The sequence below is a fragment of the Microbacterium sp. CCNWLW41 genome (assembly GCF_037083505.1).
The window spans coordinates 658,211-681,924 of sequence record NZ_JBAOJP010000004.1; the positions used below are offsets into that span (position 1 = coordinate 658,211).

General features: G+C 68.2%; 21 protein-coding genes and 3 pseudogenes. 16 read left to right on the forward strand and 8 right to left on the reverse strand.

Going from position 1 to position 23,714, the window contains the following annotated elements; translation table 11 throughout:
* Nucleotides 1–9: 9 nt before the first annotated feature.
* Together V6R91_RS18315 and V6R91_RS18320 are read right to left on the reverse strand one after the other, a co-directional pair.
* The gene (locus V6R91_RS18315) at nt 10–1,167 is read right to left on the reverse strand and encodes an acyl-CoA dehydrogenase family protein (protein ID WP_336396343.1); all 1,158 of its coding nucleotides are present in this window, start codon (nt 1,165–1,167) and stop codon (nt 10–12) included.
* Nucleotides 1,167–2,201, reverse strand: coding sequence for a Rieske 2Fe-2S domain-containing protein (locus V6R91_RS18320; RefSeq protein ID WP_336396377.1), 1,035 nt, complete (start codon nt 2,199–2,201; stop codon nt 1,167–1,169). Before V6R91_RS18320 ends, V6R91_RS18315 begins: the two co-directional genes overlap by 1 nt.
* A gap of 215 nt (nt 2,202–2,416) precedes the next feature.
* Here V6R91_RS18320 and V6R91_RS18325 point away from each other — a divergent pair, with 215 nt between their 5' ends.
* Entirely contained in the window at nt 2,417–3,220 is an 804-nt protein-coding gene (locus tag V6R91_RS18325; protein ID WP_336396344.1) for an SDR family NAD(P)-dependent oxidoreductase, read from the forward strand.
* On the forward strand, nt 3,217–4,095 hold the full coding sequence (locus tag V6R91_RS18330; RefSeq protein WP_336396345.1) for an alpha/beta hydrolase: 879 nt from the start codon (nt 3,217–3,219) through the stop codon (nt 4,093–4,095). Before V6R91_RS18325 ends, V6R91_RS18330 begins: the two co-directional genes overlap by 4 nt.
* Nucleotides 4,096–4,143: 48 nt before the next feature.
* Here V6R91_RS18330 and V6R91_RS18335 read toward each other — a convergent pair whose 3' ends face one another.
* Both V6R91_RS18335 and V6R91_RS18340 read right to left on the reverse strand, forming a co-directional pair.
* Nucleotides 4,144–4,770: a cysteine hydrolase gene (locus tag V6R91_RS18335; RefSeq protein ID WP_336396346.1), complete on the reverse strand. Its 627-nt coding sequence runs from the start codon at nt 4,768–4,770 to the stop codon at nt 4,144–4,146.
* 47 nt (nt 4,771–4,817) lie between these two features.
* The gene (locus tag V6R91_RS18340) at nt 4,818–5,876 is read right to left on the reverse strand and encodes a ferredoxin--NADP reductase (RefSeq protein WP_336396347.1); all 1,059 of its coding nucleotides are present in this window, start codon (nt 5,874–5,876) and stop codon (nt 4,818–4,820) included.
* A 307-nt stretch (nt 5,877–6,183) separates the two neighbouring features.
* Between V6R91_RS18340 and V6R91_RS18345 the strand changes: the two genes are divergently transcribed.
* Genes V6R91_RS18345 through V6R91_RS18385 form a run of 9 tightly spaced genes read left to right on the forward strand, consistent with a single transcriptional unit; the run spans nt 6,184 to nt 14,850 of the window.
* A complete protein-coding gene (locus V6R91_RS18345; RefSeq protein WP_336396348.1) occupies nt 6,184–7,074 on the forward strand; it encodes a cyclase family protein in 891 nt (296 codons plus the stop codon).
* 46 nt (nt 7,075–7,120) lie between these two features.
* Nucleotides 7,121–7,576, forward strand: a complete 456-nt coding sequence (locus V6R91_RS18350) for a VOC family protein (protein WP_271060877.1) — start codon at nt 7,121–7,123, stop codon at nt 7,574–7,576.
* A 45-nt stretch (nt 7,577–7,621) separates the two neighbouring features.
* Nucleotides 7,622–9,475 (forward strand): flavin-containing monooxygenase, encoded by a 1,854-nt coding sequence (locus V6R91_RS18355; protein WP_336396349.1) that lies wholly within the window; start codon nt 7,622–7,624, stop codon nt 9,473–9,475.
* Nucleotides 9,476–9,488: 13 nt separating this feature from the next.
* A complete protein-coding gene (locus tag V6R91_RS18360) occupies nt 9,489–10,283 on the forward strand; it encodes a hypothetical protein (protein ID WP_336396350.1) in 795 nt (264 codons plus the stop codon).
* A 49-nt stretch (nt 10,284–10,332) separates the two neighbouring features.
* Entirely contained in the window at nt 10,333–11,238 is a 906-nt protein-coding gene (locus tag V6R91_RS18365; RefSeq protein WP_336396351.1) for an NAD-dependent epimerase/dehydratase family protein, read from the forward strand.
* A gap of 33 nt (nt 11,239–11,271) precedes the next feature.
* Nucleotides 11,272–11,793, forward strand: a complete 522-nt coding sequence (locus V6R91_RS18370) for an SRPBCC domain-containing protein (protein ID WP_336396352.1) — start codon at nt 11,272–11,274, stop codon at nt 11,791–11,793.
* Nucleotides 11,794–11,818: 25 nt separating this feature from the next.
* Nucleotides 11,819–13,516, forward strand: a complete 1,698-nt coding sequence (locus tag V6R91_RS18375; RefSeq protein ID WP_271060882.1) for a 3-ketosteroid-delta-1-dehydrogenase — start codon at nt 11,819–11,821, stop codon at nt 13,514–13,516.
* Nucleotides 13,517–13,549: 33 nt separating this feature from the next.
* Nucleotides 13,550–14,035: a nuclear transport factor 2 family protein gene (locus V6R91_RS18380; protein ID WP_271060883.1), complete on the forward strand. Its 486-nt coding sequence runs from the start codon at nt 13,550–13,552 to the stop codon at nt 14,033–14,035.
* 20 nt (nt 14,036–14,055) lie between these two features.
* On the forward strand, nt 14,056–14,850 hold the full coding sequence (locus V6R91_RS18385; protein WP_336396353.1) for an SDR family oxidoreductase: 795 nt from the start codon (nt 14,056–14,058) through the stop codon (nt 14,848–14,850).
* A gap of 8 nt (nt 14,851–14,858) precedes the next feature.
* On the opposite strand, the gene V6R91_RS18390 is transcribed toward V6R91_RS18385, so the two are convergent.
* Nucleotides 14,859–15,419, reverse strand: coding sequence for a dihydrofolate reductase family protein (locus tag V6R91_RS18390; RefSeq protein ID WP_336396354.1), 561 nt, complete (start codon nt 15,417–15,419; stop codon nt 14,859–14,861).
* 356 nt (nt 15,420–15,775) lie between these two features.
* Nucleotides 15,776–17,996, reverse strand: a pseudogene (mobF, locus tag V6R91_RS18395) (MobF family relaxase); the annotation flags it as partial.
* A 186-nt stretch (nt 17,997–18,182) separates the two neighbouring features.
* On the opposite strand from mobF, the gene V6R91_RS18400 reads away from it, so the two are divergent.
* Together V6R91_RS18400 and V6R91_RS18405 are read left to right on the forward strand one after the other, a co-directional pair.
* A complete protein-coding gene (locus V6R91_RS18400; RefSeq protein ID WP_336396355.1) occupies nt 18,183–19,355 on the forward strand; it encodes a restriction endonuclease in 1,173 nt (390 codons plus the stop codon).
* A gap of 305 nt (nt 19,356–19,660) precedes the next feature.
* Nucleotides 19,661–20,269, forward strand: a pseudogene (locus tag V6R91_RS18405) (SCO6880 family protein); the annotation flags it as partial.
* A gap of 4 nt (nt 20,270–20,273) precedes the next feature.
* Here the strand turns inward: V6R91_RS18405 and V6R91_RS18410 are convergent.
* Nucleotides 20,274–21,047, reverse strand: a complete 774-nt coding sequence (locus V6R91_RS18410; RefSeq protein WP_336396357.1) for a hypothetical protein — start codon at nt 21,045–21,047, stop codon at nt 20,274–20,276.
* A gap of 319 nt (nt 21,048–21,366) precedes the next feature.
* Here V6R91_RS18410 and V6R91_RS18415 point away from each other — a divergent pair, with 319 nt between their 5' ends.
* From V6R91_RS18415 to V6R91_RS18425, 3 genes are all read left to right on the forward strand, one after another.
* Nucleotides 21,367–21,675: a hypothetical protein gene (locus tag V6R91_RS18415; RefSeq protein WP_336396358.1), complete on the forward strand. Its 309-nt coding sequence runs from the start codon at nt 21,367–21,369 to the stop codon at nt 21,673–21,675.
* 153 nt (nt 21,676–21,828) lie between these two features.
* Nucleotides 21,829–22,701 (forward strand): tyrosine-type recombinase/integrase, encoded by an 873-nt coding sequence (locus tag V6R91_RS18420; protein WP_336396359.1) that lies wholly within the window; start codon nt 21,829–21,831, stop codon nt 22,699–22,701.
* Between the two features lie 125 nt (nt 22,702–22,826).
* The gene (locus V6R91_RS18425; protein ID WP_336396360.1) at nt 22,827–23,159 is read left to right on the forward strand and encodes a hypothetical protein; all 333 of its coding nucleotides are present in this window, start codon (nt 22,827–22,829) and stop codon (nt 23,157–23,159) included.
* Nucleotides 23,160–23,516: 357 nt separating this feature from the next.
* On the opposite strand, the pseudogene V6R91_RS18430 reads toward V6R91_RS18425, so the two are convergent.
* Nucleotides 23,517–23,714: pseudogene (locus V6R91_RS18430) on the reverse strand (transcriptional regulator); the annotation flags it as partial.

Below are 23,714 nucleotides of genomic sequence, written 5' to 3' on the forward strand. Positions count from 1 at the left end.
CTTGTCCTCCTATCGCGGCAGACCGAGTCCGCGCGTGGCCAGCACCATGCGTTTGAGTTGCGAGGTCCCTCCGGCGTGGTTGGCGAACGACTGCCGGTACCACGCCTCGGGCCTCCCGTCGAGCAGTGCTCCGGGCGCACCGGGACGGAGCTGACTCGCGGGTCCGAGCACGCGATCGTAGATCTGCGCGAACAGCGGTTCGGACTCCTTGGCGATCACCTGCTGCACGCCCCCGCCCCAGGGCGTCTGGCGTCCCGCCGCGTTGTCCCCGATGATCTCGTAGGCCATCAGACGCTGGGTCTGCACGATGTCGGCGAGCTCGGTGAGATCGGCCCGCACGTGGGCGTCGTCGAGCAGGCCCGGGATGGCCCGGCAATGTGCGATGAGCGCGCGGAGCCGTTCCTCCTGCATCGCGTAGATCGGCTCCACCGTTCCCGACGCGTAGAAGGCGCGCATGATGTAGCTCCACCCCATGCCCTCCTCGCCGATCAGCGCGTCGGCCGGCACCCGGACGTGATCGAGGTAGGTCGTGGACTGCACTCCGCCGCCGTAGTTGCGCATGGGGTGCAGCGTGACTCCGGGGCTCTTGAGATCCACGACGAAGATGCTGATCGCGTCGCGCGCCGCCTCATCGGTGGAGGTGCGCGCGGCGACGTAGAGCACGTCCGACATCGGCCCCCAGGAGGTGAACGCCTTCTGGCCGGTGATCACCCACTCCTCGCCGTCACGGACGGCCTTCGTCCGGAGTGACCCGAGGTCGGACCCGGCCTCGGGCTCGGTGAGTCCCTCCGCCCAGAGCACGCGCATGTTCGCGATCTCCGGCAGCAGTCGCTTCTTCTGTTCTTCCGTCCCGCCGACCAGGATGGTGCCCGCGGCCAGGAAGATGCCGACCGAGTTGATCATGGGCGCGTCGGCCGCGTACAGCTCTTCCAACAGGATCTGGTTCGCCACCGGCGGGAGTCCCTTGCCGCCGTACTCGACCGGCCAGGTGAGGCCGATCCATCCCTTCGCGGCGACCTTCCTGCTGAACTCCAGAGCGATGGCCCATTGCTCCGGAGCATCGTCGAACTCCGGATTGAAGGCGTGCTCCTTCGGCAGCTCCGCATCGAGAAAGGCCCGGATCTCGGCGCGCCAGCGTTCGAGGTCCTCCCCCAGTTTCCCGCGCATCAGGCGTTCTCCGCCACGAGCTCGTCGGTTCCCGCGCGCTGCTCCTCGGCGCCGCTGCCCTTGTGACCGGCAGGGTAGAAGCGACGCGCCCACTGGCGGATGTCCCGGAAACCGGCCGCCTCGGCCGTCGCCAGCCCGGGAGGCTCGGTGTACCGCTGGTGCTCCCAGATCGCGAGGTCGGCGCGCAGCTGCCCGATGGCGCTGCGCTGCCGCTTGGCGACGCGCTCCTCGCTCTCTCCGTCCTCCTTGCTGGCCCAGGCGGTGAACCGGAGGATCGAGGTCTCGTCGTCCACGGGGGTGACCGCGGTGATGCTGCAGATCGCACCGACGCCGTAGGCGTACGAGAAGCCGAGACCGAGGCCCAGCAGACCGGCGAACGTCCGGCCTTCGACGGTCTCGACTTCTCCGTCCGCCGTGCGGACGGAGAAGTCGAGCGCCAGCTCGGAACGGAAGTCGTGCTCGCCGAACTCACGGCTCACCACGGTCGGGATCTCCTCGGCGCGGTGCACGTACTTGAAGTGCGCGAAGTCGACGCCGTTCTCCGCGACGTACTGGGGGTGGATCGGCAGAGCCTCGGACTGGAACCGCCCGCCCTCGTCGGGGACGTGGTAGTCGTCCTCGGAGCCGCTGCCCGGGAAGAGATCGAACACGCTCGGCACCTCGTACAGGGGCGCACCGCCGTCATGGTTGTGCCAGAGGTACACGATCCCGTCCCGCTCGGCGGTGTGCCAAGCCCCGACCCGCCGTGCCCGGTTCACCGAGTCCTGATACGGGATCAGGGTGTTCTTGCCCGCGATGCTCCAGCGCCAGCCGTGGAACGGACACTGGATGTCCTCGCCGCACACCGTGCCGCCATACGCCATGTTCGCGCCCAGATGCTCGCAGTATGCGTTGAGCACCGCGAGCCTCCCGCTCTCGGTGCGAAACGCCACCAGCTCGCGATCGAAGTACCGGAGGGGTTTGACGTCACCGACCTCGAAATCGCTCGACCATCCGATCTGGAACCAGCCGGTCGGCTTCATGGAAAGGGCCATCGATGTCACAGTCGTCCTCCTTGAACCCTGGCGGCGGGCACTCGCGGATCGGTGCGACCCGCGATGCGTCCGATGGGGTCCGGTCCTTCGCCAGACCTCCTCCATGAGGCCTCGCGCGGTCACCCGCCGTGGTGACTGCAATCACTGTAGCCAGTGGCTACACTTGCGTCAACCTGAGGCGCCGCCGCCCCGGGTCACGATCGAGGAAGGCCACGATGACGCGCACAGATCCCCCCACGAAGACCTATCCGGAACGACTGCGGCTCGACGGGCGAGCGATCGTCGTCGTCGGCGCCGGCCAGGGCATGGGACGAGAGACCAGCCATGCCCTCGCCCAGAGCGGGGCCCGCGTCGTCTGCGCAGACATCGACGCAGATCGAGCCAGGCAGGTCGCCATGGAGGTCGAGGGGGTCCCCTGGTCCGGGGACGTCACGCAGGACGACGAGGTCGCCCGGCTCGTCCATGACGCCGTCGGACTCCTGGACGGCCCGCTCAGCGGCTTCGTCGACATCGTCGGCATGGCGGAATGGGCCGCGGTACTGGATATGGATCCGCAGACGTGGGACGCGCAGTTCTCGATCTGCCTCCGCCACGCGCATCTGCTCAGTCGGCACATCGGTCGGCACATGATCGAGACGGGAACGGCGGGGACGATGACCTTCATCTCGTCGCTGCACGGCCTGACCGCCTCCGTGCACCATGCCGCCTACGGGGCGGCGAAGGCGGGGCTGGTGTCGCTCGTGAAGACGCTCGCCAGCGAGCTCGGCCCTCGCGGCGTCCGCGCCAACGCGATCGCGCCGGGTTCCATCCTCACCCCGAGGATCCTCGCCGCCGGCACGGACGCCCTGCGCGAGCGCGCCGCCGCGGTCGCGCCCCTGAAGCGCAACGGCTCCCCCTCCGACGTCGCTTCCGCCGCGCTCTTCCTCACGAGCGACCTCTCCGCCTACGTCACCGGCCAGACGATCGCCGTCGACGGCGGCGTCAGCATCATCGACCCTTTCGAGAGCCTGCTGTCATGAGCGCCGCGATCCCCGCCGAGCGTCCCGGCACCCTCGCCACTCCGCAGAGCCTCCTGGAGAGACGTCAGCGGATCGCCTCCGCGCCGGAGGTCCCTCCGTTCCCCGGTGTCGAGACCGCCGAAGTCCGGATCGGCGGCGTGCGCTGCCTGAGCAGTTCCGCGCAGCGACGACCGGACGACGGCCCGCAGCCGACCACCGTCTACTTCCACGGCGGAGGCTACCGCCTCGGGTCCCCCGAGCTGTTCCGGGCCTTCGCGGAACAGCTCGCGCTCGCCAGCGGCGAGCGTGTGGTCGCGGTAGACTACCGCCTCGCCCCCGAGCACCCGTATCCCGCAGCCCTGCACGACGCGATCCACGTCTACCGCGCGCTCGCGAGATCGTCGCCGACGCCGCCCGCTCTCGTCGGCGACTCCGCCGGGGGCGGGCTGGCCGCCGCGCTCGCCGCCGCCGGGGCCGCGCTCGGGCTCCCCCGCCCCCGCGCGCTCGTCCTGCTCTCCGGATGGGTGGATCTCCGCTGCACCGCCGAGAGCTATCGCACCCGCGCCGACACCGATCCCCTGTTCGGGCACGCAGACGCCCGCACGGCGGCGGCGCAGTACCTGCAGGGCTGGCCGGACGACGATCCTTTGGCGTCGCCTGTCCTCGGCGATCTCCGCGGGTTCCCTCCGGCGCTCCTCCTCGCCAGTTCCTCGGAGTGCCTCCTCGACGACACGCTCGCGATGTCCGCAGAACTCGCCCGCGCGGGGGTGCCCGTGCGGGCGGAGGTCTTCGCGGACCTCCCGCACGCCTGGCCGACGGTCGATCCGGCCCGCGCGGAGTCCGCTCAGGCCGTCCGCATCGTCGCGGACGTCCTCGCGCGCACCACCATCGGGTGAGCGCGCGCTGTCCGCCGGGCCGTCCGCCCCGGCGGACAGCGCGCAGCGTCAGTCCGCCCACGCCTCCACGATCTCGGCGGCGGTCGGTTGGGCCCCGAGCGCCCGCAGCGAGTGCCGCAGCACGTCGTCGCCGTACTCGAGCGGGACTCCGACCACCCCGTCTCGGACCACGGCGACCCGGTATCCGAGGTTCACGGCTTCGATCGCCGTCCCGATCACGCCGACGTTGAGCGAGACGCCGCCGAGGAGCACCGTGCGCACGCCCAGCGAGCGCAGGGCGGTGTCGAGATCGGTTCCGGTGAACGCCGACATCCCGTGACGCCGCCAGGAGAGGACATCGTCGGGTCGCGGCATCAACTCGGGGAGGACATCGGTGTCCGCCGCCCCCTCGCGCAGCCGATCCGGATCGCTCCGCTGCAGCCGAGTCAGCGTCGGCGTGTTGATCGGAGTGCCGACGCCGTCCCCCCGGAAGCGGACCACGGCATGGACCACCGGCACGTCGACTTCTCGCGCCGCCCGGACGACCTCGCCGAGCGCGGCGACGATCCCTCGCCCGCGCGCGGCATCGACCAGCGGAGCGAGAAGCGGACCGGCGAGGTCGCCGACCACCCCGCGCTGCATCTCCATGAGCACGACGGCCGTGTGCTCCCGAGAAACGAGCTCTCTGAGGTCCATCGCCTTCTCCTTGCTCTTCGCCGATGCGCGGCCCGCCGCGCCCCGCGTCAGAAGGCGATCTCGACCTCGTCCGAGGCCGGTCGCGTCTGGCAGCCGAGGAGGTATCCCTCGTCGATGTCCTCCTGGTCCATCGCCTCGGTCGGAGCCATGGACACCTCCCCGGAGACGAGCCGGCATGCACAGGAACCGCACTCTCCCGAGCGGCACGAGTACGGCACGTCGATCCCGCGGGCCAGCAGCACGTCCACCAGCGTGCGATCGCGCGGCCAGGCGACCTCGTGGGTCTCTCCGTCGAGATGGACGACACCCTTCGCAGCGCCCGCGGGTCCGGCGTCCTGGTCGGCTGGCTCCTCCGGCACGGGCGCCACCTCGTCGAACGGGTTGCCGGAGAGCGAGGAGAACACCTCGCGGTGGATCCGTTCGGCGCCGAACCCGGCGTGACGGAGACCGTCTGCGACGGTGCGCATGAAAGGCGGCGGCCCGCACAGATACGCATCCGCGTCGGGATGGCCTGCCGCGGCGTCCGCGACCCGCGGGACGTCCGGATAGCCGTGCTCGTCGTCGTACCAGTGCAGCATGCTCAGCCGGTCGGGATGCTTCTCCACCAGAGCGTTCAACTCGGCACGGAAGATCACTGAGTCCCGATCCCGATTCGCGTACACGAGCCGAATGCGCCCCGTGCCGTCGCGAAGCGCCGCCTTCAGGATCGAGATCACCGGGGTGATGCCGCTGCCGCCGGCGAAGAGCAGGAGGTCCGCGTCGAGTCTCCTCAGCACGAAGGATCCCGACGGCGGAAGAACGGTGAGCAGGTCCCCGACCCTGATGCTGTCGCACAGCCAGTTCGATGCGTATCCGCCGTCGGTCCGTTTTACGGTGACCTTGAGATGCGGGTCGATGCCAGGCGTGCTGGAGAGCGAGTAGGAGCGGGCGACCGCCCCGGTGCGTTCGCTGGGGATGCGCAGCGTGAGGAACTGTCCCGGGCGGTAGTCAAACACGCTCGACAGTTCGGGAGGAACGCCGAAGACGAGCGAGCGCGCGTCCGCCGTCTCCTCGATGACGTCGACGATGCGCAGCTCCGCCGGTGCGATCCGTGCCGGCTCAGCCATGGGGTCCTCCTTCGGGCCTGCCCGTCGTGGAGCGCGGGCAGCAGTTACGCAGGCCAACGGGCGATCGCCTCGACTGTAGCCATTGGCCACAGTCGCGTCAACATGGAGGATCGCACGCCAGTCCGAACACGCCGCGCGGCGGGGTTGACGCTTGCGTGGCCACTGGCTACAGTCGGTGCGATCGTCATCGATCTTCGGGGCGGCGGCGCCGCTGCCACCGTCCCGGAACGGTCGACGTCATGCGATCGTCGTCGAGCACAGAGCTCGGCGGTCACGGATCGCACCCGTCTTCAACGAGGAGGATGATGTGAGCACACACAGGTCGAACTGGGGCCGCTGGGGCGCGTCGGATGAGCGCGGTGCCCTGAACCTCCTGACACCGGAGCGAGTCCTCGCGGCCCTGCAGTTACCCAGGACCGGGAAGACGTACGGCCTGAGCATCCCGATCCAACGGACGGGCGTCCCCAATCTCGAATACCGAGGCGCCCCGCAGCGGCTCACCCTGACCAACCACGACGACGAGGCGATGGCCCGGGCCAACGGCGGCGCGCCCGGGGTCGGTGCGAACGAGGATCAGTTGATCATTCCCTCCCACACCTCCACGCACATGGACGCGCTGTGTCATGTCTACGCGGACGGAAAGATCTACAACGGATTCCCCGCCGAGGGGATGACCCCCTATCTCGGCGCGGACAAGTGCGACATCACCCAGGTCGGCGGCATCGCCGGGCGCGGGGTACTCATCGACGTCGCCGCATCCAAGGGAGAAGATCCCCTCCCGGCCGGTTACGTCATCACCGCCGCCGATCTACAGGAGGCGCTGGACGCGCAGGGCGTCGAGCTTCAGACGGGCGACATGGTCCTGATCCGCACTGGCTGGCTGGAGGACTACCTGCAGAACCAGGGCGAGCAGATGCCGCAGCCGGGCATCGGGCGGGAGGCTGCCAGGTTCCTGGCGGAGAAGGACATCGCGCTGGTCGGCTCGGACAACGCGGCCATCGAACCGATCCCCTTCGACGAGAACGTGTATCTGGGCGGGCACATCATCCTGCTCGTGGAGCACGGGATCCACCTGGTCGAGAACATGAACCTCAGCGAGCTCGCGGCCGACCGCTGCTACGAGTTCCTGCTCTCGCTCGGCGCGCTGAAGGTCACCGGCGCCACGGCGAGCCCGGTCACCCCGGTCGCCATCGGCTGAGCGAACGCCCATCGGATCGAGACCACCGCGACGAAGGAGCCGCCGCATGTCCCCCGCACCCCTCTCGTACCGCACGTCGCATGTCGGCCTGTGCGTCCGCGACCTCGCCCGGAGTCTCCGCTTCTACGCGGACGGACTGGGATTCACGCAGGTCATGGCGTACGACATCGACGAGCAGATCCCCGAGGTCGACTCCCCCTGCAGTCTCACGTCGACGTTCCTGGAGAAGGACGGGCTTCGCCTGGAACTGCTGAGCTTTCGCGAGCCGGGGGTGTTCGGACACCCGCCGACCCGTCGCAATCACCTCGGGATGACCCATCTGTCGTTCTTCGCCGACGACATCGACGCCGCCGCGCAGCACCTGTACGGATTCGGTGGTTCCCCGGTGCCCGACACCCGTGTCGGACAGGACGACCCCACAGCGGCCCAGTACGTCTTCGTCGCCGACCCGGACGACAACCGCATCGAGATCATGCACATCCCCGACGGCGCCCCCTGGTAGTCGCCCTGCCCGGCCGAGCACCACACCTATGGACAAAGGACGATGATGACCCTCACCGACACGACCACGACCACGACGCGCGATCCTCACCTGTGGGTGCCGCAACGCAAGGTGGACGACCTGGAGTGGTTCCGCCGGAAGTATGCCGAGGAGCGCGACAAGCGGCTGCCGAACACCGGCGCCGACACCTATCAGGCGGTGGGCTTCGACGGAGACCTGGCCGTCTTCGATGCCGATCCGCACGCGACCGGAACCCGCACGGCGCCACCCGAGTCCATGGACCTGGACGTCCTCATCATCGGGGCGGGCTTCATGGGCATGAGTGCCGGCATCGAACTGACCAAGCTCGGCAGGACCGACTTCAAGATCCTGGACGTCGCCGCCGACTTCGGAGGCACCTGGTACTGGAACCGCTACCCGGGCGTGCGCTGCGACGTCGAGAGCTACGTCTACCTGCCTTACCTGGAGGAGACCGGGTACATGCCCACCGAGCGGTACGTGCGCGGCAGTGAGATCTTCGCCTATTGCCAGTCACTGGCCGAGAAGTTCGACCTGTACGAGCGAGCGCTCTTCCAGACCCAGGTCACGGGTATGGAATGGGAGGAGGACACGGCCCGCTGGACGGTACACACGGACGCCGGGGACGTCTTCCGCGCACGCTTCGTCTCGACGCAGAGCGGGACCTTCAGCCGCCCGCAGCTGCCCGGGATCCCCGGCATCGAGACCTTCGCCGGACACAGCTTCCACACGAGCCGGTGGGACTACGGATACACGGGCGGCGACATCACCGGGAATCTCGAGAAGCTTCGCGACAAGCGGGTCGCGATCATCGGCACCGGGGCCACCGGTGTGCAGGCGATCCCGCAGCTCGCCGAGTACGCGCAGTCGCTCGTCGTCTTCCAGCGCACCCCCACGCAGATCGCCCCGCGGGAGAACGCGCCGACCGACGTGGAGTGGTTCCGCTCGTTGCCTGAGGGATGGCACCGCGCCCGACGCGCCACGTTCGACAAATGCGCCATGGACCGTGCGACCACGGACTGCGAGGTGGACGACGGCTGGATCAAGTTCGCGAAGTACCAGCTCGGCGCGATCTTCGAAGCGGGTGGCGCGGATCCCACTCTCGAGCAGTTCATGGACGCGATGGAGCGCTCGGACTACGAGTGGAACGAGATGCTCCGTGACCGCGTCGACGCGATCGTCGAGGATCCGGAGAAGGCTGAGAAGCTCAAGAGCTACTACCGCACCATGTGCAAGCGGCCCGGGTTCAGCGACGATTTCCTCCCCGCCTTCAACCGGGACTCCGTCGACATCGTCGACACGTCGGAGACGCCGATCGACCGCATCACCGAGACCGGGATCGTCGTCGGAGACCGGGAGTACGAGGTCGATCTCATCGTCTACGCGACCGGGTTCCAGATCGGCCGCACCTGGACCGACCGCGCCGGCTACGACGTGATCGGTGCCGGGGGCACCCGCCTCTCGGAGAAGTTCGCAACCGGGGTCAGCACGTATCACGGGTTCCTCAGCGAGGGTTTCCCGAACCTGTTCTTCCTCGGGTTCATCCAGTCGACCGCGGTCTCGAACATCGCGAACCTCATCGACCACCAGGCCACCCACATGGTCTACATGATCGACAAGTGTCTGACCGAGGACATCCGCACGATCCAGCCGACCCCGGACGCGGAGGCCGGCTGGAACGAGGTCATCTCCCAGCACGCTGAGATGCGCCGGGACTGGAACATGACCTGCACCCCGGGCCAGTACAACAACGAGGGCCGGATCGACGACAAGCGAAGCTCGCTGGTGGCGGGACTGTACGGCCCCGGCTACGAGTACTTCGACATGCTGTGGCAGTGGCGCGACGACGACCGGCTCGACGGCCTCGCCGTGACCCGCTGAGAAGGAGGAAGACATGACGCTGACGCCCGTCCGACTCGGATACTCGCTGTTCACCCTGGTCGATCCCCACCGAGGTCACGAGGTCGCATACAACCGCTGGTACGAAAGGGATCACCGCTACTCGGGGTGCATGGTGGGTCCCGGGTGGTTCGCCGGCAGCCGCTGGGTGGCCACGAAGGAGCTCAAGGCCCTCCGCTTCCCCGCGACAGGACCAGTCGCGACCGCCGTCGAGGACGGGTCCTATCTGGCCACGTACTGGGTGCACGAGCCGGATGCCGAGGTCGCGGACGCATGGGCGCAGAAGCAGGTCGGCGAACTGTACGCGGCCGGACGAGGCTTCCCGGAACGCTCGCACGTCCACACCGCACAGTACCTGCCGGATTCGACCGTGTCGGCGGGAGAGGACTCCGTGCCGTTGGAGCTCGCGCACGATCACCGGTACGGGGGTCTCGTCGTCCTGATGATCGAGCCCGCAGCGGGCGTCTCGCGCACCGACGCGATCCAGGCGATCGAGAAGGGCCCCGCGTCCGTCCTGCTCGGCGGGGGCGCCGTCGACCTGATCAGCAGCTGGCGGATGAAGCCCTGGCCCGCCGACCATGACGTCCCGATGAAGATGGGCAATGACGGCGGCACCGCGGAGCGCATCCTGCAGATGCTCTTCCTGGAGGACGAACCCGTCCGGAGCTGGCCGCAGATCATCGACTATGCGGCGGACATCGAGCGGTCGGGCGCCGGCACCGTGACCTTCGCCTCGCCCTTCCTTCCCACCGTCGTCGGCACCGACATCTACACGGACGAGCTGTGGTGACCGTGCACGACGACCGGACGCCGACATGCTGAGCGGCGAGAAGATCCTGGTGACCGGGGTCGCGGGACAGATCGCCTTCCCGATCGCCCGCATGCTCGCCGCGGACAACGACGTCTGGGGGCTCGCGCGCTTCAGCGATCCGCAGGCGCGAGAGCGAGTCCGCGAGGCGGGGATCACCCCGGTCGCGTGCGATCTCGCAGCCGGGGACTTCACCGGAGTCCCGAGCGACGTCACCTACGTCGTCCACCTGGCCGCAAGCCAGGCGCCGGGCTGGGACTACGACGGCGCCATCCGCGCGAACGCGGAGGGCACCGGGCTGCTCCTCCAGCACTGCCGGACGGCCCGGGGCGCGCTCGTCATGTCGACGCACTCCGTGTACCGCCCGCAGGACGACCCGCGCTACGTGTTCACCGAGGAGTCGCCGCTCGGCGACTGCAACGCCACACACAGCCCGACGTACTCGATGTCGAAGATCAGCCAGGAGGCGACAGCACGACTGGCGGCCCGCGCCTTCGGCATTCCGGTCACGATCGCCCGGATGAACGCCTCGTACGGGCCGAACGGCGGTCTGCCCGCGCATCATGTCGACGCGATCGCCGAGGGCCGGCCCGTCACGACCCGCTGGGATCCGTGTCTGTACAGTCCGATCTACGAGGACGACATCAACGCCCAGACCTCCGCGCTCCTGGAGGCGGCGACGATTCCCGCGACCATCGTCAACTGGGGCGGCGACGAGGCAGTGAGCGTCCAGGAGTGGTGCACGTACGCCGCCGAACTCATGGGGACGACCGCCGAGGTCGTGGTCGCCCCGATCGACAACACGCTCCGGGGTTCGATCGCCGACAACGCCCGCCGGCTCGCGATCACCGGCCCGTGCACGGTCGACTGGCGTGAGGGCATCCGCAGGACCGTCGCCGCGCGGCACCCTCAGCGGCTCACCGCATCGACCCCCTGATCCCCGAAAGACGACAACAGTGAGGATCCCGCCATGACCGCGCAGAGTGCGACGACGCACACCACCTTCGACCCGTTCGCCGAGTACGACACCGCAACGCTCGTCTCCTCCGACCTCTTCGAGATCGCCGCTCCCGTCGAGCGAGTGTGGGAGGTGCTGGTGGACATGCCGCGCTACGGCGAATGGAACCCGTTCTGCGTCCGCGCCGAGTCCACCCTCGAGCTCGGCGCCCCGGTCCACATGAGCCTGGTCGACTACACCGGCGGCGGTGCCCTCTTCCCCGGCGTCGAGTTCGTCTGCGCAGTGGAACCGAACCATCTGCTGTCGTGGGAGCTGCCGTATACCGAGCAGTGGCCGTACGCAGCGCGGCGGGACCAGATCCTCGAGTCCGTCGGCCCCGAGCTCACCCGGTACCGCTCGACGGACGCATTCCTGGGTCCGAACGCCATCCATGTCATGCGGTTCTCGGGTCCGTGGGTGACCCGCGCCTTCAACGACACCGGTCGCGCGCTGAAGCTGCGTGCCGAGGCGCTCCACCGCGGCGAGATCGCCTGACGCTCTCGACCGGAAAGGACCGCGCATGTCTGACAAGAGCACTCCCCCTCCGGTACACATCAACAGGGAGGAGGTCGACCTCCTGGTGATCGGCTCGGGAACGGGACTCGCAACCGCCTTGGCCGCCACCGAACGAGGACTCGATGTCGCGATCGCCGAGAAGACCGCCTACGTCGGCGGTTCGACGGCACGCTCCGGCGGAGCCATCTGGATCCCCGCGAATCCGGTTCTTCAGGAGTCCGGCGCTGGGGACGACCTGGAGCGCGCCGCCGAGTACCTGTCCGGCCTCGTCGGCGATTCCGCGCGCTGGCGGAGCTTCCTGGAGTACGGCGGGGAAGCCGTGAGGATGCTGATGCGGATGACGGATCTGCGGTTCTTCTGGGTGAAGGGATACGCCGACTATCATCCCGAGACGCCCGGCGGAAGTGCCCGTGGGCGATCCGTCGAGTCGCGTCCGTTCGATCTCGCGTCGCTCGGCGATGCGCGTCGGCTGCTGCGGCCGGGGGTCATGGAAGCGCCGTTCCCGATGCCGGTGACCGGCGCGGACTACAAGTGGCTGAATCTCGTCGCCCGCACTCCCCTGCGCGCGCTGCCGCGCGCCCTTGGCCGGCTCGTCCAGGGACTCGGCGGCGCGGCGCTGCGTCGGGAGTACGCAGCCGGCGGCCAGGCCCTTGCCGGCGGGCTGTTCGCCGGAGCGCTGCGGGTCGGCATCCCGATCTGGACGCAGGCATCATTGGTCCGCCTCATCCGCGAAGACGAGCGCGTCACGGGAGCCGTCCTCTTGCAGAACGGCGCAGAGCACATCGTGCGTGCACGGCGCGGCGTCGTACTGGCGACGGGAGGCTTCGATCACGCGCTCGAGTTGCGCCGCGAAAGGCAGTTGGCCTCCCTCACCACAGATCTGAGTCTGGGCGCTGAAGGAAACACCGGGGACGGGATCCGAATCGGCCAGGAAGCCGGCGCCGCTGTCGCCCAGATGGATCAAGCGTGGTGGTTCCCAGCGGTGGCGCCGCTCGGCGACGGGAAGCAGCCCGCCGTCCTGCTCGCGGAGAGGTCGTTGCCGGGATCCTTCATCGTCGATGCGTCCGGGGAGCGATTCGTCAACGAGTCGACGGGCTACATGGTCTTCGGGCAGGAGGTGCAACGCCGCGAACGCGCCGGGGATCCCGTGGGTGACATGTGGCTGATCTTCGATCAGCGCTACCGTGACGGGTACCTGTTCGCGGGAGCGATCGCGCCCCGTGCGCCGCTACCCGAGTCCTGGTACCGTGCCGGGATCGCGCATCGAGCCGCGACGCCTCAAGGACTGGCGGAGGCGATCGGACTCCCCGTCCGAACCTTCCAGAACACCCTCAGTCGGTTCAATGCCGGAGCCCGGTCGGGAATCGACAGCGACTTCGGACGCGGCAACTCCGCTTACGACCGCTACTACGGCGATCCCACCCAGTCCCCGAACCCGAATCTTCGCGCCCTGGAAGGCAAGGCATACTACGCGGTCCGGTTAGTCCTGTCTGATCTCGGCACGTGCGGCGGCATTCAGACCGATGACCGCGGACGGGTCCTGACCCCGGACGGCGAAGTCGTTCCCGGTCTTTTTGCACAGGGGAACACCGCCGCCAACGTCTTCGGACAGGTCTATCCAGGGGCCGGAGCCACGATCGGCCAGGGGATCGTGTTCGGAACGATCATCGCAGAGACCGCCGCGCGGCCCGAAGCCGTCTGACAGCCGCCTCCTCACGGAAACGAGGAACACACAATGCCGAACATCCCCAGCACAATCGACCAGATCCTGCTCGAGCACGAGCTCAGCCAGATCCTGATCCGCTATGCCACCGCGGTCGACACCCGCGAACTCGCCCTGTTCGACGAGGTCTTCACGTCCGACTGCACCTCGACGTATGGCGGCGATTACGTGTGTCACGGAGTCGAGGAGCTCCGCCGCATGATCGATCTGCACATGGGCGGGTGCGGTCCGACCCAGCACCTCCTCGGCAACTTGGAGGTCGACGCCTCCGATCCGAGTCGTGTCCGCAGCAGGATCCACGTCCGCGCCGTGCACGCGGGCGCGGGTGATCGGGCGGATCTCCGCTACGACGCCGTCGGCTACTACGACGACGAGTGGGTTCTCCGGCCCGCGGGGTGGCGGATCCATCGCCGAAGAATGACGTTGCTGCTGGAGATCGGCGACCGCAGCGTCATGCAGCCCGCCCCGCAACCGGCAGATCGGGTACAGCGCACGTGATACGCAGAGAAGAGGAAGCCATGCTGTTGAAGGACAAGATCGTCATCGTCTCCGGCGTCGGCCCTGGGCTGGGCGTACGCCTCGCTCGACGAGCGGCGGACCTCGGGGCGGGCGCCGTCGTCCTCGGGGACGTCGTCGGGTCTCGAACGGATGACGCCGCGGCCCGGATCCGTGCCGACGGTCACGACTGTGAGATTCTCTCGGTCACGACCGACATCACCGACATCGACCAGTGCACGTCCCTCGCCGACATGACCGTCGAACGTTTCGGCCGGATCGACGCGCTCATCAATTCCGCCTACCTCCATGGCCCCTGGGAGCCCTCGGGCGCGGCGACGATGGCGGGGTGGCGACAGGCGATGGAAGTGACGCTGTACGGTTCGATGCAGATGACGCAGGCCGTGATCCCGCAGATGACCCGGCAGACGGACGGCAGCATCGTCATGATCAACACCGTGGCGACGCGCCGGGTGAATCAGCTCGAATCCGCGTACGCCGTCTCCAAGGGCGCGCTCGCCACCGCCGTGCAGTACCTCGCAGAGGACCTCGGACCCCTCGGCATCCGCGTCAACAGCACCTATATCGGCTGGATGGACGGCGAGCCGGTCCGTCAGTATCTGGAGGCCGAGTCGGAGCGTCAGGGGATCACCGCGGACGCGCTGGCCGACGAGATCGGGAAGCAGATCCCGCTGCGGAACGAGATCCCTCGCGAAGAGGACTGCGCGACGGCCTCACTGTTCCTCGCAAGCGACTATGCGCGCGCGATCACCGGGGCTCATCTCGACGTCAACGGCGGCTTCTTCCTCGGCCGCTGACCGCTCCCTCACTGCCCGCGGCGGTAGTGCACGGCGATCGCCCCGTTGCGCAGCGGCGTCGCGGACACCAGAGCGAGATTCCGCGTGTGCCGTAGTCCCCGCTCATAGAGGGTGGGGCCGTGGCCGGCGATCCGGGGGTGGATCAGGAAGCGGTACTCGTCGATGAGGTCCAGGCGGTCCAGCGAGACCGCCAGGGCGCCGCTGCCGAGGAGCACCCCGTCCGGGGTCGCGTCCTTGAGTCTCTGCACCGCACCGCGCAGGTCGTCACCGGCGAGGTGATGACTGTTCGTCCAGGGAAAGTCCGTCCTCGTCGAGGACACGACGTGTTTCGGCTTCGTCTCCAGCGCGACGGCCCAGTCGCGCATGGCCGGAGGCGCCGGCTCGTCCCCGCGCGCCACCGCCGGCCAGAAGGCCTCCATCATCTCGTACGTGACCCGACCCCAGAGCATCGCCCCCGCCTCGGACATGAGGCCGGTGAAGTAGGCGTGCGTCTCGTCGTCGGCGATCCCCTCCTCGTGGTCGACACACCCGTCGAGCGTCAGGTTGAGGGAGAACGTCAGAAGTCCCATGGCGCGAGCCTAGGCCTCGGATCGGGTCACCGCCACGGGTGGGGACCGAAGCCGGCATCGCCGAGCAGGGGTCGCATGGTGGACCTCCGTAGCAGCTTCTCAAACCCCCGGAAGCCGCTCGGATCGCCGGGTGCGCCGAGGGCGTGCCCGTGACGCGGTTCAACGTGCACCGCGGCACCGTGCGGGAGATAGCTCGGCAGGCGGGCTTGGGAGCGCGCCGACCGGAGTTGCTGGACGCGACCCGAGAGGACGCTGCCCAGCTCTATGCGGGTGGGCTGACGCTCGCTCGGGTCGCCGCCCGACTCGCAGTCAGCAACGACGCCGTGCGCTCGGCGGTGATCGCAAGCCGAGGAACGGTTGCGTACCCAGTCCCGTCCGTTGCGCAGGCCCCGGTCGTTGCGGCGGGTGATGACCGTGTCCCACGCCCCGGCCGTGGTGCCATCGGTCAGGGCGGCCTCGCGGCCCGGTGTGAGGGTGCCGTCGAGGATCAGGTCCGCGCGGGCGCGAGTGTTCAGGGCGGTGACGTCCTCGCGTGCCTCGGCGATCAGCACCGACACGAGACTGGCGCGACGGTCGGCGCGCCAGGCGGTGTAGGCGGGTCGGTCGTCGCCTCGGCCTCGCCCTCGTGGATGCGGTCGTGTTCGAGGTAGGTGTCGATCACCTCGGTGCGGCCGTGCCGCAGGCTGAGGGAGGCGGTCTTCCCCCACTCCTGGGTGAACCGGTGCACGAGCTGCCCCGCCTCGAACGTGATGCCGTGGGTGAGGTGGCTGGTCCACCACTTCGCCGTGCTCTCCGTGGCGATCCCGAGATCGTCCGCAAGAACCTGGGCGGCGACCGCGAACGGTGCCAGCCCGACCACAGAGCCCTCGCCGTGCTCGGCCTCCCAGGCACGTCGCAACCCGGACATCGCGGTGGTCTTCCCGGCCGGGCCGACCAGCACGTCGAGCACCCGCCCGGAGACCGCGATCCGTGTCAGCGCGTCCGCCTGGTCGAAACCGAGCATCCGTCCCTGGCGCTCGGGCTTGGTGGTGATCTTCTCAACGGTCACCACCGACACGGTGGGCACGGTCGGGGTGCGGGTGCGGCCGAGCAACCGGTCCTCGGCGGCGAGGAGTTCCTCGGAGGAGAACACGGTCGAGTGCTTCGGCCGGAACACCGAGGTGCCGTCCGCGCGGCGGAACACGGCCGGGCTGGTCGCCAGGTCCGGCGGCGTCAGTCGCAACGACACATCCTCGGCGGCGTCGGCCACCATCGTGACGATCGCTTCCCGATCCTGCATGGACGCGAAGCGCCACCCCGTCGTCTGCCGGGACCCCTCGGCCATCAGGTTCCCCCGCCGCCACGTCGAGCGCTTCTCGCCCATCACGCCAACCACGCTCTGGCCGAGATCCACGACCACGTCTGACGGCACGTCGTCAGCGCGCAACAGCAGCGGCTTGTCGTTGTCGGTCACCTCGCGCGCCCAGGCCGTCGCATCGGTTCCGAGTACCTCGGCGGCGCGGGTGCGCCACTCGGCGGTCAGGTCGGACAGCCACCGGACCTTCTTCTCCGGCCGGGCGGCGATGGTGGCTTGAGCGCGGAGCTTGATGATCGTCGCCGTCGAGGGCTGGCCGCCGTGCCGGTCGACGTGCTCGGCGATCAGTCGGTCCTTCTCCACCTCGATGTGCCGAGCACGGGTGGAGAATTCGGCCACCAGCTCCTCCGACACGGTGCTGATCGACCAGGCCGGGTTCCGGTCCCGGCCCATGTCGCGGGCCTCCCACTCGACGCCGAAGCTGCGGGTCATGTGGTCGGCGAACACCGCCTCGTGCAGCTCCGACAAGGCGACGACGGCGGAGTGCATCGGGCGCCCATCCAAGCTCCGCCACCTCCCGTCCAGCACGGTCTGCACCTTGTTGCTGATCACGACATGGGAGTGCAGATGGGGATCGCCCGCGCGGGAGTCAAAGTGATCGAACGCCGTCGCGACCAAGCCGGCGACACCGACCTGCGCAACCGCCCCGTTGCCCGCGGTTGCTCCGGTGCGGGTGGCCGCAACCTCGCGCTCCATGAACGCAACCACCTCCGCAACCCCCGCGTGATGCGCCTCCCCGATCAACTCCTGGGTGCCGGCGTCGGCCACCGCCCACAACGCCGAGGCCGACTTCGGGATCGAGAACGTGAAGTCGAACCCCGCCACCGCACGACGCTTCCCACACTCGGCCTCCTCAGCCTCAGTTCGCGCGACCGCCTCACCTTTCGCGCCCGGACTCAGCGATGGGTCGAGATCGGCGATCCGGCTTCGATCCGCTCCGGGACCAACTTGTGGACCGGGAACGCGAGGCCGAGCGGGTCGCCGGTGATCGGATCACGACCCATCCCCATCACGAGCTCGAGCTGGGCCTCCGACACCCGATCCCCGGCCGCGAGCTGACCTTTGCCGAGTGAGGCGACCCCGGAGCCGAGCCACTGCCCCGGTGGGGTGCCCGCTTCGGCGTAGTACCTCGTCAGCGGCGTCGACAGTGAACGGTCCCCATCAGCGGCGGCCACCGTGCGCAGCAGGTGCTTGTAGCCGTCGCCAGCGCTCATCACCCGCATCGAGACCGTCACGAGACCACCGCCTTTTCGGCAGTCAGGTGAGCAGCAGACGCCCGGGACCTCCGCCCCGGAAATGCCCGCTGGTGCGGCCGGCCGCGACATCCGGCATCCACTGCGTGGCTCCGTCAGTTCGCCTCGTCGACGCTGACGTGCATCTCCGGAATCGGGTGCTGGGAGACTGGTGGGGTGAATCTCGACGAGTTGCTACAGGTGATGGATCGCGCCGCGGCAAACCTTGCCAAGCTCCAAGCGATCTGGGACCGCGCGGAGCCGATGATCCCGTCGAGCCCTCAGCGGGGTACGAATCGGGAGTATGAGGATCTGCGTCGGGCGTGGACGCCGCTGCTCGCGGGGCTGCCCCCGATCGACGGGTTTACAGTCTCCGAGGAACTGCCCGACATTGACGAGGCGGGGCAGTCTTTCATCGATTACTTCGAGATCGGCGAGCCCGCTTTCGCTCTCATGAACGAGTTGGAGAAGCCGGGCCAACAGCTCGACGAGTACAGATTCAAACTTGCCCAAGCGCGTCGCCGGGCGATTCACGAGCGCCTCGAGTATCTCGTGTCGACGATCAACGCGACCCTTGGTCAGATCACTGATTCCGTTGCGCGGGACTCGTCCGATCGAGTGGACGATCTCAGAACGAAGGCGGTGGAGGAGTCGATCAGCGAGATCGAGCGGCTGCTCGGCGACACCACTGACCGAAAGGGACGATGGGGCGATCTTCACCGGCATCTCCGTTTCAGTCAGGGGCACGATTGGCACGACATCGCCGAGATGGATTGGCCGTCTGTCCGGGCTGACATTGAGGCCGCGAGTCTCTCCGAATCCGACCCTTTGCCGGTGCCAGCGGTCGACCTCGGCGTAGCTGCTTCCGCGAAACCCGCAGGTGGTGCAAGCATCGGGCTCGATTGGGGTTCCCTTGATGACGACGGCTTCGAGCGACTGCTGTTTGACCTTTTGCGCGGCTTCCCCAGTTACCAGAACGTCGAGTGGTTGATGAAGACGCGCGCGCCCGATCGGGGCCGCGATCTGTCCGCTGAACGCGTCATAAGGGACGACGGCGGGACGACGCGAACCGAGCGGGTCATCGTGCAGGCCAAGCACTGGACGTCGAAATCTGTCGCACCTGCCGACATCACGAATACCCTGGCCGCGCTGTCGCTCTGGGAGCCGCCGGTCGTTCGGACTTTGGTGATCGCGACCAGCGGTCGCTTCACCACCGACGCGGTGGCGATCGTCGAGAAGCACAACGTCGATGGGAAACTTCCGTTCATCGAGCTTTGGGCAGATAGCCGCCTCGAAACGCAGTTGTCGCAACGACCGGACCTGATCGCGAGCTACGGCCTCCGCTCGTAAGTCCGACGTGAGCGATTCGCGACCTTCTACCTCGACCCGCAAGGCGCGTGGCAGCTCCGATGGCGGGCCAAGCGAGAGGCGGAGGTGTCAGCGCGGCGGCCGGGAGTCGGCGTGCCTCGACGTGTCATCAGCGCGGCACCGACGGCGACTGAGCAGGGGTCGTGCACCTGGCTGGTGATCAGCCCGCCGATGGGCTCCGTGAGGGGCCCGAGTCCGCGGTCACCGAACTGCCGGAGCCCTCATGCACGACCACACCCCTCCCTCTGATGGGCGTCGTCTGCGGGCCGGGTCGCTGTTCTCCGGAGACGGCGGCCGTGGATCTGGTGATCCTCCGTTCCGCGTATGACCCGGCGATCGCCGCCACCCTCGAACGCCACGGCCAGCTCGGCCAGTCCCTCGCCACCGCCGGCCCGGGCGCGGTCAACGAGACCTGGACCCGCCTGCGCACCGACTGCGCCCACCACGGCGTGCTGTGGGTCTCGGAGTGGCCCCGCTCGCTGGTCTATCCCGGCTTCCTGTCCCCGGTGCTCCTCTCGACGGGGATACAGCGGTCGTTCTCGTTGCTGTGCACGCCGATGCGCTCCGACCAAGCGGCCCGCGACATCCGCATGAGGAAGGTCGAGCACATCTCCGACCAGGCCCAGCGGGCCAAGTTCGGACAGATCGAAGACGCCACCCAGACCGCGGAGTACCACGACGTGTTCCAACAGGAAGCCGACCTCACCGCTGGCCACGGCGTCCTCCGCTACACCGGCCTCATCGCCGTCTCCGCGGCCACCATCGAGGAGCTGGACGCCGGGGTGGCGGCGATCGAACAGGCCGCCATCCAAGCCTCCTGCGAATCCCGGCTCCTGGTTGGCCAGCAAGCTGCCGCGTTCACCGCTGCCGCGTTGCCTTTGTGCCGTCGGGTGTGAGTTGCTACGCGGCGCGGATCGGTACGACTACTGCTCCGGTGGGCTGCGGCGCACGTTCGGCGCGTTCCCGCTCTATCTCGTAGCGGGCTTTGCGGCTGTGGTCGGACTCCAGCCCGCTCATCCAACTGATGATCGACAGTGGCAGTGAGATGGCCGCGAGGGCGATCGCAAAGATCGTTGCGCAGACTCCGAAGCCAACGCGAAAGACCACGACTGCCACAGGCCAGAACAGGAACTTAACCAACTCACCGAATCCGTACCGGTTCGCGAGGAGGTACAGCACACCGGCCCCGAGCAGCCCGCCGATTGTCCATGCCGCCACCGACGCAGCCGTGTGTTCCCAGCGCTGGAGTGTCGAGGTGATGTCACCCTGCTGCGCTGCGATGAGCAGCAGGACCCAGGTCGTGGAGGCCGCCGGTGAGCCGAGAAGGCGGAGCGGCTCATAGCCGAACATCTGGTTGTCGTCGTGACGGGTACGCCAGAGCGGAACGATCACCATGCCAGCCACGAGCAACAGGACAACTGACAGTGCGATCGACTGCACGGTTGGGCTGCTCTCGGCCAGCACCGGCGGTGCGTTCGTGCTGAACCAGTTCGCGACCGGGGAGACCCCAAGTCCGTGGGCGACCGTCGCGAGGGCGTCTGATGGTCGCTTTCCGCCGACAAGCGCGGTTAGCACGAGTGCTGCGGAGATCCCCGTGACGAGCTGATACAGCAGGCCCCGGTTGTCTCGCCAGTTCTTGATCGTCTCTGGGATGGCCTTGATTGCTCCGAGCATGTCTTCCTCCGTCCGTTCCGGCGCGCCTCCACCATCGCATCCGGCACTGACATTCGCCGGCCCATCGCGCGCACCTTCCTGACACGCCGCGTCAGGAAGGAACCGTTATGCCCACGTTCCACGACCCGCTCGCCGATGCCGCCGAGGCATCGGCGGCGATGCGGGGTCTCGCCCACGCATCCCGTGTGTTCGCGGACCCGGCCGACACCTACACCGTGTCCTCGACGCCCAGATCAACGCCGGCGACATCGAGTACGGACAGGCCAAAGCCCATCTGGACGACTGCCTCGCCCTCGCAGGCGACACGCACGCCATCTACATGAGCATCGACGACTCGCTACGCCGGATCGCGAATCAAGCCTTCTTCGACAAGCTCATCGTCACCGACGACGACACCATCCACAGCGAACCCGGCGTTCCGTTCAACGTGTTCCTCAACCCGGACGTCCAGACCCTCGCCGTCCGGCAACAGGGGCGGACAGCGGAATCTGGAACTCAAACCGGTGATGTCGCTGGTTTGAACAACGACCTTCTGGTGGGCCCTGCCGGGATCGAACCGACGACATCCACGGTGGAGTCCGGGCGCTTGGCTCCGGTGACGCCGTTGTTCGGTCGTGCCGTCAGCTAGGTCCGCTACCGCATTCTGCCGCTGATGCCCGCGGCACGACCCGCACGAGAATCCAGCTGCGACTCTGGGCGTGGCGGTCCTCGAAGCCGATATCTCGGAGTCTCTAACGTCAGCATCATGCTCGACGACGAGCGGTCCCCTGAAGGAGTCCCCATGCACGTTCACGACCTGGAAGCGCTCGAGATGTTCCTGGACTACCAGCGCTCCAAGAACCTCTCCCCCACGACGATCCGCAACCGTCGAAGCATCCTGACGACCCTAGCCGGGCAGGTCGGGAACCTCGTCGAATGTGACGTGTTCTCGCTTCGTCGTTACGTCGGCCGAGAGAACGTGAAGGCTGGCACTCGTCGCACCGAGCGCGGAGCGATCGTCGCGTTCTACACGTTCCTCCACGAAGAGGGCATCCGCTCCGAAAACCCGTCGACGCGGCTGCCGATCATCCGCGTCCCGAAGGGCGAGCCTCGCCCGTTCAGCGCCGAGCAGATCGACGCCATGCTGAACTCCGGCGCGTACCGACGCACCCAGGCGATGATCCTCGTCGGCTACTACCAGGGCTTCCGGGTCTCCTCGATCGCCCGCGTGCACGGTCATGACATCGACCTGATGACAGACACCATCAGCACGCTCGGCAAGGGCGCGAAGCTCCGCCGGCTCCCCCTGCACCCGGTGATCCGTGAGCTCTCCCACACGATGCCGAAGGACTCGTGGTGGTTCCCGGCGCGCAAGGACCCGTCGAAGCCGATGCGGTCCGACTCGGTCACGAACCTGATCACGAAGGCGAAGATCCGGGCGGGCATCCTCGATCCCTTGCTCACTCCTCACTCTCTGCGCCACGCGTTCGGTACAGACCTCGTCGAGCAGGACGTCGACATCCGTGTGGTGCAGGAGCTCATGATGCACGAGACGCTCAGCACGACCCAGATCTACACGCGGGTCAGCGAACGGAGGAAGCGCGCTGGCATCGTCGCCCTCCCCGCGCGTCCGATCCCCACGCGCTCGGGGAGGAAGACTCCTCACGCGGCGTGAGCGTGCCGCTGACGCATGAAATCGCCCCGCACGGCCAGTCGGCTGTGCGGGGCGATTCTTTAGCGGCGGATCAAGGAATGCGGTCAGTGGGCCGCGTCGGTGGCCCGGCGTAGTCTCCGGCCACGATGGGAACGAACCGCCGCTACGCGCACGTGATCGACCGGGAGCGGGATGAGCAGATCCTGGCCCGGTGGGTCGCGACGGCGGGGCCGCTGCAGTCCCTGAGTCCGGATGAGCTGGACCTGGCGAACGAGCCGGTGACGATCGCGCCGAAGCCGCCGCATGCGCGGGCGTGGGTGCGGTTCGGGGCGCAGCCGGCGAAGGTCGACTGCGTCGTCGAGCGGTGGACGGAGAAGGCGTGCGGGGTGTCGTTCACGGTCCAGGGGAAGACGTTCCGCTGCTGGGTGTGGTCGAACGCCGTCATGGCGCCGGCACCTCGGGGCGGGCAGAGCGCGTGAGCAGCTGGTGAGCTCGTCAGTGTTCACCTCGCCCCGGTGCGGTCAGAGTTGCCAGGTGCGTCGCCCGTGTCCGTGCGGGTTGTCTCGGTGGTGCCGCTTCTTCGCTGTCCGGGCAACCGTCTCCTCGGAAGGGATGTACGTTTGCCAGTGTCTCGACAGCTCGTCCTGCCACGCGCTCGTGTGGGCCGGTGGTGGTTGCGCGCCGCCCTCGTTCTCCCATCGGGCTTCTGCGCTGCGATCGGCACGGGATGTTGTGGTGTTCATGTTCGGACGTTACGCCCCGAACATGTGGGCGTTCCCAGGTGGCTCCACTTGTCGGTTCCGCCGCCGCCCGGCCACGGTGCAGGGGTCCGGATGTCAGGTCCGGGCAGGGGCGATGCGTACGTTGAGGGCACGGGGCTGGATGTTGATGCGGGCGCGGCGGACATGGCCGAGGTCGTCGCCGTCCAGCTCGATCAGGTGTGGCGTGGTGAACTCAGCGTCGAACGCCTGGCCTTGCGCGTAAGCGAGCGCTCTGAATGTTGGGGCCTGCATGAGCATCCGTCTGCCGAAGCG

Coding starts and splice junctions, on each gene's coding strand:
- V6R91_RS18315 (WP_336396343.1), bottom strand. CDS start 1,167: ATGCGCGGGAAACTGGGGGAGGACCTCGAACGCTGGCGCGCCGAGATC.
- V6R91_RS18320 (WP_336396377.1), bottom strand. CDS start 2,201: ATGGCCCTTTCCATGAAGCCGACCGGCTGGTTCCAGATCGGATGGTCG.
- V6R91_RS18325 (WP_336396344.1), top strand. CDS start 2,417: ATGACGCGCACAGATCCCCCCACGAAGACCTATCCGGAACGACTGCGG.
- V6R91_RS18330 (WP_336396345.1), top strand. CDS start 3,217: ATGAGCGCCGCGATCCCCGCCGAGCGTCCCGGCACCCTCGCCACTCCG.
- V6R91_RS18335 (WP_336396346.1), bottom strand. CDS start 4,770: ATGGACCTCAGAGAGCTCGTTTCTCGGGAGCACACGGCCGTCGTGCTC.
- V6R91_RS18340 (WP_336396347.1), bottom strand. CDS start 5,876: ATGGCTGAGCCGGCACGGATCGCACCGGCGGAGCTGCGCATCGTCGAC.
- V6R91_RS18350 (WP_271060877.1), top strand. CDS start 7,121: ATGTCCCCCGCACCCCTCTCGTACCGCACGTCGCATGTCGGCCTGTGC.
- V6R91_RS18355 (WP_336396349.1), top strand. CDS start 7,622: ATGACCCTCACCGACACGACCACGACCACGACGCGCGATCCTCACCTG.
- V6R91_RS18360 (WP_336396350.1), top strand. CDS start 9,489: ATGACGCTGACGCCCGTCCGACTCGGATACTCGCTGTTCACCCTGGTC.
- V6R91_RS18370 (WP_336396352.1), top strand. CDS start 11,272: ATGACCGCGCAGAGTGCGACGACGCACACCACCTTCGACCCGTTCGCC.
- V6R91_RS18375 (WP_271060882.1), top strand. CDS start 11,819: ATGTCTGACAAGAGCACTCCCCCTCCGGTACACATCAACAGGGAGGAG.
- V6R91_RS18380 (WP_271060883.1), top strand. CDS start 13,550: ATGCCGAACATCCCCAGCACAATCGACCAGATCCTGCTCGAGCACGAG.
- V6R91_RS18385 (WP_336396353.1), top strand. CDS start 14,056: ATGCTGTTGAAGGACAAGATCGTCATCGTCTCCGGCGTCGGCCCTGGG.
- V6R91_RS18390 (WP_336396354.1), bottom strand. CDS start 15,419: ATGGGACTTCTGACGTTCTCCCTCAACCTGACGCTCGACGGGTGTGTC.
- V6R91_RS18410 (WP_336396357.1), bottom strand. CDS start 21,047: ATGCTCGGAGCAATCAAGGCCATCCCAGAGACGATCAAGAACTGGCGA.
- V6R91_RS18415 (WP_336396358.1), top strand. CDS start 21,367: ATGAGCATCGACGACTCGCTACGCCGGATCGCGAATCAAGCCTTCTTC.
- V6R91_RS18420 (WP_336396359.1), top strand. CDS start 21,829: ATGCACGTTCACGACCTGGAAGCGCTCGAGATGTTCCTGGACTACCAG.
- V6R91_RS18425 (WP_336396360.1), top strand. CDS start 22,827: ATGGGAACGAACCGCCGCTACGCGCACGTGATCGACCGGGAGCGGGAT.